Annotated in this window: 14 protein-coding genes; 1 reads left to right on the top strand and 13 read right to left on the bottom strand. The window is 51.1% G+C overall.

Translation table 11 applies throughout. The annotated features are described in order from the left end of the window. Position 1 precedes the first annotated feature (1 nt). From PZA18_RS02240 to PZA18_RS02300, 13 genes are all read right to left on the bottom strand, one after another. Positions 2–934, bottom strand: a complete 933-nt coding sequence (locus tag PZA18_RS02240; protein WP_284099153.1) for a hypothetical protein — start codon at positions 932–934, stop codon at positions 2–4. Next, entirely contained in the window at positions 931–1680 is a 750-nt protein-coding gene (locus tag PZA18_RS02245; RefSeq protein ID WP_331488585.1) for a prepilin-type N-terminal cleavage/methylation domain-containing protein, read from the bottom strand. The genes PZA18_RS02240 and PZA18_RS02245 overlap by 4 nt, the downstream gene beginning before the upstream one ends. A gap of 53 nt (positions 1681–1733) precedes the next feature. Beyond that, on the bottom strand, positions 1734–2087 hold the full coding sequence (locus tag PZA18_RS02250; protein ID WP_284099155.1) for a hypothetical protein: 354 nt from the start codon (positions 2085–2087) through the stop codon (positions 1734–1736). An 18-nt stretch (positions 2088–2105) separates the two neighbouring features. Further along, complete coding sequence (locus tag PZA18_RS02255) at positions 2106–2942, bottom strand: ABC transporter permease (RefSeq protein ID WP_284099156.1); 837 nt, start codon at positions 2940–2942, stop codon at positions 2106–2108. A gap of 36 nt (positions 2943–2978) precedes the next feature. Next, positions 2979–5441, bottom strand: coding sequence for a type II secretion system secretin GspD (gene gspD, locus PZA18_RS02260; RefSeq protein WP_284099157.1), 2463 nt, complete (start codon positions 5439–5441; stop codon positions 2979–2981). 138 nt (positions 5442–5579) lie between these two features. Then, positions 5580–6467 (bottom strand): glycosyltransferase, encoded by an 888-nt coding sequence (locus PZA18_RS02265; protein WP_284099158.1) that lies wholly within the window; start codon positions 6465–6467, stop codon positions 5580–5582. Positions 6468–6471: 4 nt separating this feature from the next. Continuing rightward, a complete protein-coding gene (locus tag PZA18_RS02270; protein WP_284099159.1) occupies positions 6472–6981 on the bottom strand; it encodes a type IV pilus modification PilV family protein in 510 nt (169 codons plus the stop codon). Then, positions 6959–7459: a prepilin-type N-terminal cleavage/methylation domain-containing protein gene (locus PZA18_RS02275; protein WP_284099160.1), complete on the bottom strand. Its 501-nt coding sequence runs from the start codon at positions 7457–7459 to the stop codon at positions 6959–6961. The genes PZA18_RS02270 and PZA18_RS02275 overlap by 23 nt, the downstream gene beginning before the upstream one ends. Positions 7460–7489: 30 nt before the next feature. Continuing rightward, positions 7490–7978 carry a type II secretion system major pseudopilin GspG gene (gene gspG / locus PZA18_RS02280; protein ID WP_284099161.1) on the bottom strand — a complete coding sequence of 163 codons (489 nt, stop codon included), beginning with the start codon at positions 7976–7978 and terminating at the stop codon, positions 7490–7492. A gap of 50 nt (positions 7979–8028) precedes the next feature. Further along, on the bottom strand, positions 8029–9228 hold the full coding sequence (locus PZA18_RS02285) for a type II secretion system F family protein (RefSeq protein ID WP_284099162.1): 1200 nt from the start codon (positions 9226–9228) through the stop codon (positions 8029–8031). An 8-nt stretch (positions 9229–9236) separates the two neighbouring features. Beyond that, on the bottom strand, positions 9237–10793 hold the full coding sequence (locus tag PZA18_RS02290) for a GspE/PulE family protein (RefSeq protein WP_284099163.1): 1557 nt from the start codon (positions 10791–10793) through the stop codon (positions 9237–9239). An 11-nt stretch (positions 10794–10804) separates the two neighbouring features. After that, on the bottom strand, positions 10805–11011 hold the full coding sequence (locus PZA18_RS02295; protein WP_284099164.1) for a hypothetical protein: 207 nt from the start codon (positions 11009–11011) through the stop codon (positions 10805–10807). Positions 11012–11139: 128 nt separating this feature from the next. Further along, complete coding sequence (locus PZA18_RS02300; protein ID WP_284099165.1) at positions 11140–11919, bottom strand: hypothetical protein; 780 nt, start codon at positions 11917–11919, stop codon at positions 11140–11142. Positions 11920–12621: 702 nt separating this feature from the next. On the opposite strand from PZA18_RS02300, the gene PZA18_RS02305 reads away from it, so the two are divergent. Beyond that, the gene (locus PZA18_RS02305) at positions 12622–14892 is read left to right on the top strand and encodes a beta strand repeat-containing protein (protein ID WP_284099166.1); all 2271 of its coding nucleotides are present in this window, start codon (positions 12622–12624) and stop codon (positions 14890–14892) included. Positions 14893–14940 lie beyond the last annotated feature (48 nt).

The raw sequence follows: 14940 nt of genomic DNA on the forward strand, positions 1-14940 counted from the left end.
GTCATTCTGCCTCGGGCTTTTCCGCTGTACTTTCGCGGCTTGCCTCATCCAGTTTTTTAAACCCTTCGGTGGTCCATTTCCCACCGCTCTCCTTGATCGTCACTTCCGCATAGCGGTTTTTTCCGATCAGCTCCAACTTTGCTTTGAATACATTGCCACTACCCTGCAGGCGCCGGACCGCATCCCCCAGAATACGCACCGCCTCATCAACCTCCACTTTGGGCTTGCTACGGCGCAAAGCTTCAAATTCGACCAGTTTCTCATTTGGTGCAGCGGTAAATGCCGCAATCAGCTCAATCGGTGATTCCTTCAGGCTGATCTGCTTAGACTTGCTGCCAACCGTCACCAGATCAAGCAGGCCTTTATGCTTACCTTTAGCCGCAGGTCCGCTCTCACCGCCAGCCTCTTCCGCCTCACTCCCTCGCATAAAACGAGCTGGAGCATCGGGCAGGTTCGCTAAATCATCCAGTGTTGCAAAACCATCCTTAGGTCGGCTGCGCAGAATACCCTTTGCGTACTCCTTGGCTGCTGGCTCCTCCGCCCCCAAAGCCTTAAACAACCTCATCAACTCCGCTTCATCAATCAAATTGATATCTGGTGGCTCAACACTTGCCACAATTGCAATCGCCACCTGATCGTCACCAATACTGATCTGGTAGTGCCCGTCAGCCTGCCAGCGCTCAAGGGCATCTACAGCCGAATCCTTGATATTAACCAGAGGTTCCAGAGCCTTGCTTCTGGCCAACTGCGCAACCGTGTACTGCGCTGCGCTATCCAGAACCAGATCCTGTTGGGTAGTTTCCTTCTCGTTGATGACCAACTGAACGGCCACACGCTGCTTATACGCCACCGACAGTGCAAGCATGCTGAGCACAATCATCACACCCAGCACATACATCAGGATAAAGCCACCCGCCCGCTGCCGAGACATCATGGCTTGACCAAGCTAAAAATCAGAGGCGGCAACTCGTGCTCGGAGGCTGCCAGACGCAAGCGCATGGCGACCGGTACCTCACCTTCGCCAGGTTCATCCACCCATTTAGTCTTGACCAACACTTTCTCGCCTTTCCCGGTCTCATTGAGCGCCGGGGGCGTCACCGCCGGCGTCGCTCCAACTCGAGAAGGATCCGGCTTGGCGGGCGCATCCTTAACCAGATAGCTGAAGTTGCAAACCCTCAAGCCTTCGAGCAGCGTCTCTGTACTGGCCTCATCTTCCTGTTCAGCAACAGCCTCTTCCTTCGCCTGCTTCAACTCCGACTCCAGTCGCGGTTCCGCTTCACTCTTGCCAGAAGATGGCACCGAGGTCGTCTGACTGAGCGTCCATTCACCGCTGGCTTCATCTTCGTGACAATCAAGCTGAATCAGGGCAGCCCCCTCCATTGCCAGACTCTGGGCGGGTGTTTTACTGGTTGCGCCAAAACGAAGTGACCCCGTCTCCAACTTGCTGATTGAAGCAGGATCAAACTGGTGCCGCAGCAAATGCACAATCGCCAGCGCTTGCTGCTGCTGGCGGAAAGTCGCTTGCCCTCTTTCCAGAAACTGGATGCCCATCCGAAACGCCGCCACAACCCCAGCGCTGACCGCAGCGGCCAGGGTAATGGCGATCAATAATTCCATCAGAGTGAAGCCAGCCTGGCCCGTTGGTCCAGATCTCCAGCGCCTTTGTCGAACGCCGTTCATATCAAATGCCTCGGCAGTAAGGAGGGCTGGCTAAGACTCATCATACGTCAGTGTTATTGCTTGGCTGCCGGAGCGGGCTGAGCTCCACCACGTCTGGCTGCCTCAATCGCCTCCATCAGCGACATGCTGGAAGAATTGGTAGTTGTCTCAGCCCCCTGATCCGGCGTCTTCACCGCAGGCTTTCCAAACGGGGAGTTGGCCGGAGCACCACTACCGCCACTCTGCCTGGCCGCCTCTATGGCTTCCACAAGACTCATCCCTTGGGTTGGAGCTGGCGCTTCGTTACCTTCTGCAGGCTTGGTCACACTATTGTCCGCAGGCTTGGCAAAAGGATTAGCCGTAGGTTGCTCTACAGCAAAAGCGCTAACAGAAACTGCCATCAGAGTTGCAGCAAATACAAATTTCATGGTTTGAACTCCTTCACATTACAGAACGTCAGCAAACCCGGAACGCGTAAATCTGAACCAGGCCAAACCTGCCGCTGCGATCAATCCGGCGGCGAGGCTGTAGACACTGAGCGACGCCCAGTCGGGTAAGTTCCCAACAATCATGACCAACCGCGCCTGTTCGATAATCAGCGCCAGCGGATTCAGTAGCGCCCAATCCCTGACGAACACTGGTAGTCCTTCCAGGGGGTAGAAAATGGGGCTAAGAAAGTTCAGCAACATGACAACCATCTGAATGACAGGCGCCAGGTCCCTCAGATATACCCCGGTCGCCGCAAGCACCCATGACAAGCCCAATACCAATAACAAATAAGGCGCCAGAACAATCGGTAAAGCCAATATGGTAATGGGGGGTAAGCCATGTACGAATCCGTACAAAATCAACCAAACCACCAAGCCAACGCAGAAATTGAAGATTGCCGCACCCAGCGATACGACAGGCAACAAGGGCAGAGGAAACACCACTTTCTTGACGTAATTAGCATTGGAAACAATTACGGCAGGCGCTCTGGCAATACATTCGGCAAACAATTGGAATACCAACAGGCCGACAAAGATGGTCAGCGCATAATCAAGCTTACCCTGCGGGTGTGCCGATTGAGCAGCTGTAATCCAACGCCCGGTAAACACCACACTAAAGACCCAAGTGTAAACGGACAACATCAGCAAAGGGGTCAGCACGACCCAAAAGCCACCCAGCCACGACCCGCGATATCGTTGTGCGATCTCGCGACGGGTGAGTTGGACCAATAAATAGCGCAGGCCAAGCCAGCGAGACAGAAAGTGAGGCATGGAAGAATAAATTTGGCCGATCATGCGATCGGCCAGTAATCAAATTATTTAGGTTAGCGCTTATTTGGCTGGCTTTTGCGGAGGCTGCTGATTCTTCTCCCGCTCCAGCTGGTTGGTAAAGCTCTTTACTTGTGCCAATGCTTCATCCTGTAGTTTGCCGACACGATCGGCATCTTCTGCATTACGGACAATATAAGGGGTGACAGTAAAGATTAGCTCCGTCTTTTCAACTTCTTTTGAGTCAGCACCGAACAATCCTCCCAAAAAGGGAATATCTTTTACATATGGGATTCCATTTGAACCGTTGGATCGCTTCTCCTTAATAAATCCACTAATCAGTAGAGTCTTACCCTCTTGAAGAGTAATTTCGGTGTTAACCTTTCGCTTCTTGAACCGTGGCTGACCGTTTGCACCATTGGCAGCGCTAGTATCAGCAACCTCACTCACCTCTCCACTAAGCTCTAACTGAACCAAGCCCGAATCATTGATGCTAGGTTTGAATTTAAAAATGATACCCGCATCTTTGTATTGAAAAGTCTCAGAAAGTCCGCCTGAAGAGTTTGTACTGCTGCCCGTCTTGGTTGCTACACTATCAATAATTTCAAAAGTCGCCTCTTTGCCATCTGTTGCCATAACGCGTGGAGACGAAATGATGTTTACGTCAGAATCCGACGCCAGCGCTTGCAACAATACAAATGGATTATTAGCCGCATCTAAAATTGTATAAAGTAGACCACCTGACCTACCAGAACCTATCGGAGTATTGCCCATGCCATAACCGGGATTTACCGAAGGAAATGGGAATGTAGCAGTTTTTCCATCCCCACTTAATGAAATGCCTTTGGATTTGTAGCTCCTACCATCAATACTGATACCTTCATTGTTCAGCCACCACTCCAAGCCAAACTTCTTGCTACCTGTCAGCGCAACTTCAACAATATTCGCCTGAATCAACACTTGACGTGGAACGGTATCCAGACTTTCCAGAATCTTGCGAATTTGCAGGTAGTCTTGTGGGCTAGCCTTGATAATCAGTGAATTATTCTTCTCGTTGGCAATAATTTGGACATCACCAGAGCCTCCTGCTGCGCTAACCACCGGAATGGCACCCTTCTGCACAACTCTCGAGGGCGCTTGGCCACTCGATGATGTAGTGGATGACGATGAGCTACCAGAAGAAGTTGGCGCAGCACCATAGATCTGCCCCACCATATTGGCCAGATGCTCTGCTGTGCTATTGCGCACCTGATAGATATTGATGCGATTGCCGATACCCTGTTTGGGCTCATCATCCAATACTTTCAGCCAGTTCTCGGCGGCTCCAAGCAGTGCCTCGTTCTGAGCAATAATCAGGATTGCATTCATGCGCTTGATCGGCATGAAGGAAACCTTGTTGGCATCGGTACCTGAAATATTGAACATGGTAGACGACTTGAACATCGTCTCCATTTCCTTCGCAAGCTCCGTCGCATCTCCCTTGGCAACCTGAATCAGCTTAATCTGCACCTGCTTCAAATAATCCAGGTCCAGAACCTGGATCATCTCAATCAGCTTCTTCACGTTATTGGCGCGATCAGCAATGATCAGATAACGATCCGTCGGATCATTCTGAATGGTGGCATTGGGGCCAACAAAGCTCTTCAAGACATTCACCAATGCGGATGCCTTCATGAACTTCATCGGCACGATTTGCAACACAGCACCGCCTTCACCAACAGCCGAGCCGCCAATCGTGTCTCGCGGTGCGGACGCATCACGCACCACTTTGTACAAATTCCCGTCCCGGATAATCGACACCCCGTTATAAGCCAGTACGCTCTGCAACAACTGGAACAGATCTGCTTGACTGACAGGTGACACGGAATTCAAGTTAACCTTACCGTTCACACCAGGATCAACGATGTAATCCAGATGCAGAATATCGCCAAGAATGGTCTGGACAACTTCATAAATATCCGCGTTATCAAACCGAACGGTTACACCACCACCATCTTGCGACACGCCAGGCGGCAGAATCGATACCTCACGACGAGCAGCAATTGGCTTTGCCTGAGGCTTGCTAACAGGCTTGGTCTCAGCTTTGGCCTCTGCGGTGGCGGTAGATTTGTCTGGGCTCGGCACGGCATCGGGTGCAGCCTTGGTATCGACAAGTTTGGCTTCTGCGGGCTTGGCATCCGCCGGCTTCGTCTCCGCAGGCTTGATCTCGCCAGGCTTCGCAGCCACCGGCTTTATATCTGCAGTTGCTTTCGCCGCTGCGGCCGGGGGTTTAGGTAAGTCAACAGGCTGCGCTGCGGGCTTGGTATCCGTCTTGGCCTCTGGCTTCGCATCGACTTTGGCAGGCACTGCAAACGGGTTTGCGGGTGGTTTACCTCCTGCGGCCTGTTGCTGTGCCTGCGCGGCACGTATCGCATCCAGCAACGACCCCGTACCACTGGAAGGGGGCGCATCGGCAGCATAGAGGGAAGAACAGCAAAGAATTCCAGCTAAAGCCTGCACGAGCGGGCGAACGCGGAGAGGCTGCATACGCATTATCAACCTTGTCATCTATCTATTCGGAGTCGTCTTAGAACCAGCGTTTTCGCTAAAGGTTCTGAATATTTTTCGTATTGCCAAATCCCGGTCGAAGCAGGGAAAACAGCAGAGTATACAGGATGTTGTATGCTAAACGCGCCTGCCACCCTTCACTCCGGCTCTATAAGCCAGCCATTTTGTCGCGGTATGCAGTACCGAAATGACCGCCCAATGGGGAGCATGGCGCAAAGCGTAGTACATCTCGGCAAGAGCGTACTTCTTGCCCTCACCCGAAACATTGCCAAACGATTCAAGCAACCAGGCTTCTTCGCGATGAAACTGCCCTATCGCCCGATAGCGCTGCCATAGGGCAGCCAACCCCTCATTATGAGAATGATGCACTCGGGCCTCGGCGCAATACTTGATCAGCCATCCTCGAAGCAGCAGACGCCCTGCGGCATGCATGTCTTCACCAAACGTCAGCTGACTGGCGAATCCTCCCACCGCCTGCAAAGCCAGCCGACGATAAATCGCAAAAGAATTTGAGCAGAATGCTACTTTCAGACCCAATTTCTCTTTGTCTGCCAATGCTTTGGTATGGCTGATTTCAGGATAGTTATAGAGCCGGGCATGGCTAGCAACAGGGCTTGCATCTTGATGAGGCAGCTGACGGCCATAAGCAGCCGCAACCTCAGGGTCATCCAGTGCGCACACCAAATTTAACAGGGCATTTTCATCGGCCAGGATGGCATCCTGGGTCATGAAAATGATGGCCTGTACCTCCGGGGGTAATAAGTCAACCGCTTGCTGACGGGTTGCGCCGTGACGAAAATCACCCTGAGCGACATTTACGATCTCAAATCCCAGACTCCGAAACAGTGCACACGTCATGTCTGTTGAACTGGAATCCATCACCAAGCAATGCGAAGGCTGAAAGCGCTGAAGACGCCACATTTTGCTCCAGTGTTCAAACCAGCCCGCCGCGTTTAAGGTGGGAATGACCAGCGCTACCTGATTCGGGTTATAAGTCGGAATCATGAATCTACTGTGCAGACGTCGGATTAGCCGGCTTGGGTGTCTGGGCTCCCCCCGGATTTGCCCCCCCGACTGAGGCTGCTTGCTCTTGCTTCAAGCGATAGGAAATCAACGAATACTGGCGGTCTTGCCCTTCATCTTCCCAATGGACTTCAACCTTCACCTCATCCAAGCCTACAGCTAGCTTTGCCTTTTTAGACAAAGACTCATCAAGCAGCGGAATAGGAGTCCAGCTTATTCGGTATGCGAATAAGGTCCCGTTGTAGCGTTCTTCCGCACCATCATCATCCAGTTCAGCATCGGGAACAGCGGTTGCTTCATCCAGCTTGGATCTGGCCAGCAATACCGCTGTTTCGTAGTCTGCGGAGCGCTTCATCATGCGCATAGACCCCGAATAAGCAGTCAAAACAGACGCGACACCAATACCCAACACCACCAAGGCCACCAATACCTCGATCAAGGTGAAGCCCTGGCTATTGCGCAACAAATTCCGCTTAACGCTCATTGTTAGGGGCATCCACCAACTCCACCTTTATCTGGCCGGTCAACGCTTTGACGGTAACGCGGGTATGGCGACCAGCTTCGTCCGACAATTCAAAAGAAACTGGCCGAGCACTCCCATCGGGAAAAAACTCCATTTGAATGGCAGGATTTAGCAAGCCCTCAACGTCGAACTTCCAGTTATCCGGCAACTGCCAATCCCCTAAATCGTCATGCCATTGCTTTTGTTCCAGATCGAGCGTCGCAATTTGCGACCTATTTTGCAAAATCGCCTGATTATGTAATCGCGAAAGCCGATACTCCAGTTGATCCTGCACTTCGCGTAGATCATTGCCTTGGATTAACTTAAAAATACTTGGACCGACCAAAGCACTAGCCAAACCAACCAGGAATACCACCAAGAGCATTTCAAGCAAGGTAAAACCCAAAGCAAAAAGACGACCCGAAATAATTCCGGATCGTCGATTCAACTTCAGGTAATTAGAGCGCTTCAACACCACTTAAAATAAGTATCAAAATATCCATCAGGGCTTGGCGGCAGTATTGGCATCTTTGCCAGCCTCAGTCCAGTTACCGATCTCTGCAGCATCGCCATCACCCCCCTCTTTCCCGTCCGAACCAAAAGAGAACAAATCATAATCACCATGATCACCTGGCGCCTTATACTGGAAATCATTACCCCAGCCATCTTTTGGTAAAACTCCAGAATTTTTCAAATAAGGGCCACGCCATTTCGATGCACCAGGCACGTCATCCGCTGGTTTATTTACCAACATTGACAGGCCTTCTTCTGTGGTTGGATACTTTCCGAAGTCCAGACGATACGCATCCAATGCCGTTGCAAACAAGCCAAGCTGGGTTTTGGTAGAGTTTATTTTGGCGCTATCTACATGACCAAACAGTCGAGGCCCCACCAAGGCCGCCAACAGCCCCAGAATCACCATTACAATCAACAATTCGATCAAAGTAAAACCACTTGCCTTGCTTGGCAAAGATTTTTTATTTCTCAGCATTGGAAACTTCCTATAAAAAATAAAATAATCAGGCTGAAATCAGAACAGAATCACATGCCCATTTCGTTAATGGAGAAAATGGCTGTTAGCATAGACACTACAATTGCGCCGATCAGCCCACCCATTACCACAATCATCATAGGTTCAAACAGGGCTACAAACCGCTTTGCCGATTTACGCACATCGTTATCATACTGATCGGCAACTTTAACCAACATAATGCCAATATCACCTGTCTCTTCGCCCACCGTCACTAAATTAGTCATGAATGGCGGAAAAAAACGATCGGTTCGCATTGGGCCAGCCAAACCTTCGCCATCCCGTATACCTCGCTCTAACCGAGACAGTGCCAAATTGACAGGCAAGTTATCTGAAAGTTGCGAAACAATTTGCAAAGCTTTCAAAATAGGAACCCCTGCACCCAATAAAGTACCCAGCGTACGACAGGCCCGTGAAAGATTAGTTTTAAGAATCAAATCCCCGACAATTGGCATACGCAACAAAATGCTATGCCACCACATTTTCCCTGAAGGAGTACGAACATAGACATTGAATAGTACGACCGCTGCAACACCCGCCAAGAGTAATTCAATTCCATGCTCAGTAAAGAATTTGCTGGACCCAATCAACACTGCCGCAGCCCCCGGCAGATCTTTCCCCATATTTGTAAACACTTCAGCAAATTTGGGAATTACAAAGACTGTCAGCACCACCAGCGCGGACAAACCAAATACGAGAAGCGCCGCTGGATATATGGAAGAAGTAATCAGAAAATTACGAAACTCGATGCTGCGCTCATAAAATTCGATCAGTCGAGCCAAGGTCAGAGGCAAAATCCCCCCCTCTTCACCAGCTTTGACCATATTGATATATAGACGTGGAAAAATGGAGGGATGCTTGGCAAACGCTTCAGCCAAAGGGCTCCCCTTTTCGATATCCAATAGCAGCTCTCTGATTACCCCCCGCAATGATTGATTCGGCAAAGTGGCCATCAGAATCTTCAATGCGCGATCCAATGGCAATCCGGCCTCTGTTAACGTGCGCAATTGCGCCGTGAACTCCAGCACGTCATCCATCTTGGCCTTGCTGCCACCAAACTGCATATTGAGAAGCGGCCGCTTCTCGCTCACAGATAGCAGCTCCCAGCCATTTTCGCGCAGTAACTGCTCAGCGCGCTCAGCCGACTCTGCCTCAAGGCTGCCCTTTACGACATCCCCTTCGATACGCACGCTATATGTATAAACCGCCATGCCAAGCCTCAATCCTCTCGAGTCACCCGACCGAGTTCTTCAAGAGTCGTCACACCTGCCAACGCCTTATGAATACCCGCTTGGCGCATGGTACGCACACCATCCCTCTGTGCAATTTGCTTAATCTCCACGGCTGGTAGCTTCTTCAGGATGGCCGCTTTGACCGCGTCGGTAATAGGTAATAGTTCATAGATACTTTTTCGACCGCTATAACCTGTATTTGCACAGTGTTGACACCCCACTCCCCGATATAAATGCGACACCTCTGCCGGGTCAAAGCCTTCCTGACGAAGAAACTCCGCATCAGCAGCGGATACCGGCGTCTCTACCCGACAGTGCGGGCAGATGACGCGCACCAGACGCTGAGCCAGCACCATGATGACCGACGAGGCAATCAGATAGCTTTCAACCCCCATATCAAGCAAACGATGCGGAGCGCTGAAGCTGTCATTCGTATGGATGGTTGAAAACACTAAGTGCCCCGTTAACGCAGACTGGATAGCGATATCCGCCGTTTCACCATCGCGAATTTCACCCACCATGATGATGTCAGGATCTTGACGGACGATGGAGCGCAGGGCATTGGCAAATGTCAGATTGATCTGCGCTTTGACCTGAACTTGATTGATCCCTTCCATTTGATATTCGACGGGGTCTTCAACCGTAATGATCTTGACGTCCGGCGTATTGATCTCACCCAACGCAGCGTAGAGTGTCGTCGTCTTGCCCGAACCAGTTGGACCTGTTACTAGAATCATGCCATGCGGTTGGCTGATCGCTTTGCGGAAAGCAGTGAGCGTCGCCGGTTCAAACCCAAGCGCATCCAGATGCATTGTTGATTCTTGCTTATCGAGAATACGGATTACCATGCTCTCGCCGTAAACCGTCGGCAAGGTAGAGACGCGCATGTCCACATCCCGATCTTTGATGGTCATCTTGATACGGCCATCCTGCGGCAACCGTCGCTCCGCGATATTCATTCTGGCACGCAGCTTCAGATGCGATATGGTCGGCAAAAACATACGTTTTGGAGGCGATTCCATATCATGAAGCACGCCATCAATCCGCAAACGCACCTTGAAAGCCTCTTGATAAACTTCAAGGTGAATATCCGACGCATTGCCCTCAACAGCCGTCTGAATGACGTACTGAGCCAACCTAACTACTGGTGCATCTTCAGCTTGGTGCTTGAGCGCTTCCAGATCATCCTCATCAAGACCTGCCGCATCACCATAGGAATCTGCCAGCCCGATGCCTCCAGGCATTGCACCTTTCTTGTAGGCAAGGTCAATTCCCTGCTCAATCACATCGCGGGGCGCCAGAGAGACATGAAGCTGGGCCTGGCTAGCAAACTGCTTCAGCCCCTCCAATGCCATAATGGGCATCGGGAGTACCGACACCACACGCAGGGTCTCACCATCAAACCCCAACGGCAAAATCCCGTTGTCACGCAAGAACCCCTCAGTCACACCTTGCAGAGGGATAATCTCGTCAGGTAAATCTGACTCCGCGAGAACGGCTAATCCCATAGCCTGCGCTTGTACGGAAAAATCTGTAGTCAACATTATTGCAACACTCACCGATGCAATGACTTATCTGCCTCATCCGACGGCCCCTCTTCACCAGAAGGGGCAAATGGATTTGGCGCATGAGGTTTACCTTGATTGGCCGCAATCGCTTCGAGCAGATTCATGCCAGACACAGGCTTGTTCTCCTCAACGGGTAACACTGCACTCTGTGCGTCGCCCCGCTTTTTTTTGAACAAATTGAACAGACTTTTCACGGAAACCTCTATCGCTCGTTACATATCAAAGCCAGAAAAATTTGCCATTACAGCAAACCTACCAGAGCCAAACAATTGAGCGCCCGTTCAAGGGCGCCCAAAAGAACCGTGATTACCAAAGCGGTCAATTACTTATTTGCAAACGGGTTAGGACCGGAATTAGCCACCCCATTTCGCCTTGCCGCCTCAATAGCCTCAATCAAAGTCATCCCTCTTTGAGGTGGCGAGGAACCTGCACTCGAATCAGGCGGCACAGCAGACGCTGACGCTTCCGGAGTAGACACAGGAGGCGGTGGGGGCGGCATCATCTCTGGAGTAAATGGGGTTGGCATTGAGGACGACATATCCCCCCCAGATCCATCCATCAACGTTGGCATCGCAGCAGGCATCACAATAGCAACCTGAGCAGGAGGCGGAATCGCCACACCAGAAACTGCCCTATTTTTGGCGATAGTAAACGGAAGTGGCGCTCTTACCCCTCCATTCTCAAACACCAGTTCCTTTGCACCGATCTCTACCAACTTGTACTCGCCCAAATATTCCCCTTCCGCCAAAACTTTATAGGGACGTAAAGGCTTTCCCGGCATCGGCGGAGGAAGTAAGCGCATAGCACCAGCAGCGACCTCCACTATTGCCTTTCTCGCCGAACCATTAATCAAAACCCCCTGCACTTTCACATCCTTATCAGTCAATGCAGGAGGAGGAGGAGGCTGTGGAGGAGGTGGCGGTGGCGGCAGCTCCCAAGCCCGCCGCTGAGCATCAAATACGTTCTTTTGGTAAATAAGGTTTGGATTTGCCTGTGGCACGGCCGCCGCCGGCTCCTTTGCTTTAGCAGCAGCCAACTCTCCAGCCTGTGCAGAAGACACAGCACCCAACAAAGTCAACACAGCAACACATGACTTAGACATCTAATATCTACCAATGCTTCTTAAGATGATCAAACACGGCACCGTTTGCCGCGTCTCGAATCGTAGAATGATACCGCACCATACAACCTTACTAATCAGCGGTAGGACTAAAGACATGGCAGCAAAGTTCTGAGGCCAAAGCAAAAAAAAAGCCTGCTCTTTCGAGCAGGCTTTTGTTGTTGCTTGTGGCGGAGCAACCGGCAGGCTTGGGGTGGCACTAAACCTATATTTCCAAGTGGAAGCCCATTGTACCCCAAACAAAAAACCAATTTCAAACAGAATTTTCCCAAATCGCAAGTGCAAGATGCACAAATACTTCGTGTTGCTGGCACGCGCCTGAGACACTATCCTATAAAAGTGTCGTGAAAATCGCCACGACGCATCCGTCGCTAGAATCTTGCGCGTTGACGCTAAAGGGTCGAAATGCTAGATTCACACGGCGCAGGATGGACAGGGTATCCTATTGTGGTTAGGTATTCTGTTCAGCATGCACCGGCTTGGTGGATTTTTAACATGCAATCTCAAACTCCCCGGCCGCTGATTGGTGTCAGGCCGAAGACGTGGTTATCGATGTACAAGTACAACTCGATAGGCTTTCCAATCAGGTTGTGGCGAAAGTAATCAAAAGACTTAAGGCAGCTAAGAACGCACAAAGCGCCTTGGTTTTGGTTAATCCTTGATCCAGTGTGGAGCAAATAAACGATGAAGACTCAACAATTCACGAAAAAACTCGTAGCGGCTAGCGTTGCGACCGCCCTCGGCGCCGGTGCGTCGATCGCGTTTGCAAACGTTTTTGCTGATACGACACAAACATCTGCTGTTACGACAGGTGTAAACGTTCCAAAGGCCTCCAGCGCATCTGTTACTAACCAGTTCATTGAACTGAACCAGAATGTTGTTGGTGCAGTTGCTGGCGGAACCGGCACAATCGTATTCAAGTTGGACAATGGCGCAAAATGGGCTTCAGCTCCTACGCTGACCTACATGAATAGCAGCGCTAGCGCTGTTGTTACCGCCGGCTCCGCAGGTGCTTCGGTAAGTGGCGGTACATTAACCATCAACTTGGCTACCTCTGACTACACGTCTACCGTTGCTAGCCAGACAAAAGTTATCAAGATCAGTGGCATTGTTCTGGACACCAGCGGCTCAACTGTAGAGACAGCCGTTAATGCATCTCTGGACGCATCATCTACAGCAACAGGCCTCACAACAGGCTCCACAAGCAAGCTGGCAACTGTTAAGCCTGTTGGTGTAACACCGACAGCGACAACTTCCGCCTCTTCCATCACCGCGAATGCGACATTCACTCTGCCAGACCTGAAGATTTCGGAGATCATCCAATCTTCGCTGAAGGATATGTCTTCTGCAACTGACGAAGTCACTATCACTCTGCCAACTGGCGTGAACTTCACTCTGGCCGGCACAGCTGGTTGGACTGGCTCGCTGACAGCAAACGCTGCACCTGCGATTGCTAGCAACGTTCTGAAGATCGACGTTACTAATACCGGCGCATCGACCTCGGCAAGCGACATTACCCTGACCGGTGCAAAGGCTTTTGTACCTTCCGGCACAGCGAATGGTGATATCAACGCAACGATCGCTGTAAAGCTGTCCGATGGCACAACAGCCACCTCCACCATGAAGGTAGCTTCTGTTGTAACCGGCGGAACCACCAACAAGTTTGTTGAGGGTGGCAGCAGTGGCAGCGACACTTACAACACCCTGTTTACCGGTCGTACCTATGCAGCTGGTTTTGCCACTGCGGGCCTGGAAGCAGACAAGTTGTCAGTTGCCGAAATCGTTCCTGCAACACTGCAAGCCGGTGGTGGTGTGACATTTACCCTGTCCAATGGTGCAGTTCTTGGTGCAGGCACTGATGTTGCAGTTACCGTGTCCCAAGTTGCTGTTGGTGCCAACTCCATCAACACAGCAAAGAACGCAGTTACTGTTCCAGTTACGACAGCCTCTACCACTACTGCAGGTTATATTCAGGTCGGCGGCTTCACCAATCTAGACTTGACCAGCGCTACCGCTGGAGATCTGAATGTTGCAATTTCTAGCACCACAGGCGCAACTGCTGGTACCTTGAAGCTCGCAACCATTAAGGATGCAACAGCGTCTTCTGTTGCAGGCACATTGCCAATTGGATCAGTCGGTTCGTCTGTGGCGCTCGGTGATATCGTTATCACTGAGTCGGCATATGGCGCATTGAGCACCACAGGTGTTATGGGTGTTTACATTGCAGATGCGAACGGCGCTGCGATTGATGTAACATCCGCCTCTGTAAAAGCTTACAAGGCAGATGGTACTGATATTAGCAGTACTATTTTCGGCTCTAGCAGTGGTGCAACCCTGACTAACTCCACAAATGGATTGGTGACATTCCCTGTTACCGCTGCATCAACATCCAGCACAGGTCCAGTGACCGTCAAGATCAAGGGATTGAAGCCTAAGTTGAATAGCACTGTAACTAGCAACCCTCTGAAGGCCTTAATTGGTGGTGCTGCTGCAGCGGGAACTACGACGCTAACCTCTGCTGCTGGCGCCATGCCTACTAAAGCAACAGTTGATGTTGCCTCTGTTGCAGGCTCAGTTCCTTCTTTCCCACAAGCAACATCATCGGGTGCCAACACTGCACTTACCGTGACGGCATCTTTTGGCGCAAGCACAAATGATGCAGGTAAAGCTGGCACCATTTATGTTGCGGGTGTTGTGAATGGCGTTGTGTATCTGAAGTCTAAGAGTGGTGCATGGAGCCCTTACGACCCTAAGAACCCGGTAGCTTACGAAACTGGCGTCCAGCTGGGTGTTAACACCGTTAACATCTTGGATGGCACATTGGATGTAAGTGGCTTGGTGGGTGCTGAGATCTATGTTGGTTATGGTGTAGGTAGCACGGTATTCGGTGCGGCCGTTCCTTTCAACAATATGTTGACCAGCGGCTCATATGCCAAGGTCTACACCATCAAGTAATTCTGCTCTTGTAGCTGAATGAAAGACGTTAAACCGCCGACCTTGGTC

The sequence above is a fragment of the Parachitinimonas caeni genome (assembly GCF_030129945.1).
GTDB classification, from domain to species: domain Bacteria; phylum Pseudomonadota; class Gammaproteobacteria; order Burkholderiales; family Chitinimonadaceae; genus Parachitinimonas; species Parachitinimonas caeni.

Coding starts and splice junctions, on each gene's coding strand:
- PZA18_RS02240 (WP_284099153.1), bottom strand. CDS start 934: ATGATGTCTCGGCAGCGGGCGGGTGGCTTTATCCTGATGTATGTGCTG.
- PZA18_RS02245 (WP_331488585.1), bottom strand. CDS start 1,680: ATGAACGGCGTTCGACAAAGGCGCTGGAGATCTGGACCAACGGGCCAG.
- PZA18_RS02250 (WP_284099155.1), bottom strand. CDS start 2,087: ATGAAATTTGTATTTGCTGCAACTCTGATGGCAGTTTCTGTTAGCGCT.
- PZA18_RS02255 (WP_284099156.1), bottom strand. CDS start 2,942: ATGATCGGCCAAATTTATTCTTCCATGCCTCACTTTCTGTCTCGCTGG.
- gspD (WP_284099157.1), bottom strand. CDS start 5,441: ATGCAGCCTCTCCGCGTTCGCCCGCTCGTGCAGGCTTTAGCTGGAATT.
- PZA18_RS02265 (WP_284099158.1), bottom strand. CDS start 6,467: ATGATTCCGACTTATAACCCGAATCAGGTAGCGCTGGTCATTCCCACC.
- PZA18_RS02270 (WP_284099159.1), bottom strand. CDS start 6,981: ATGCCCCTAACAATGAGCGTTAAGCGGAATTTGTTGCGCAATAGCCAG.
- gspG (WP_284099161.1), bottom strand. CDS start 7,978: ATGCTGAGAAATAAAAAATCTTTGCCAAGCAAGGCAAGTGGTTTTACT.
- PZA18_RS02285 (WP_284099162.1), bottom strand. CDS start 9,228: ATGGCGGTTTATACATATAGCGTGCGTATCGAAGGGGATGTCGTAAAG.
- PZA18_RS02290 (WP_284099163.1), bottom strand. CDS start 10,793: ATGTTGACTACAGATTTTTCCGTACAAGCGCAGGCTATGGGATTAGCC.
- PZA18_RS02300 (WP_284099165.1), bottom strand. CDS start 11,919: ATGTCTAAGTCATGTGTTGCTGTGTTGACTTTGTTGGGTGCTGTGTCT.
- PZA18_RS02305 (WP_284099166.1), top strand. CDS start 12,622: ATGAAGACTCAACAATTCACGAAAAAACTCGTAGCGGCTAGCGTTGCG.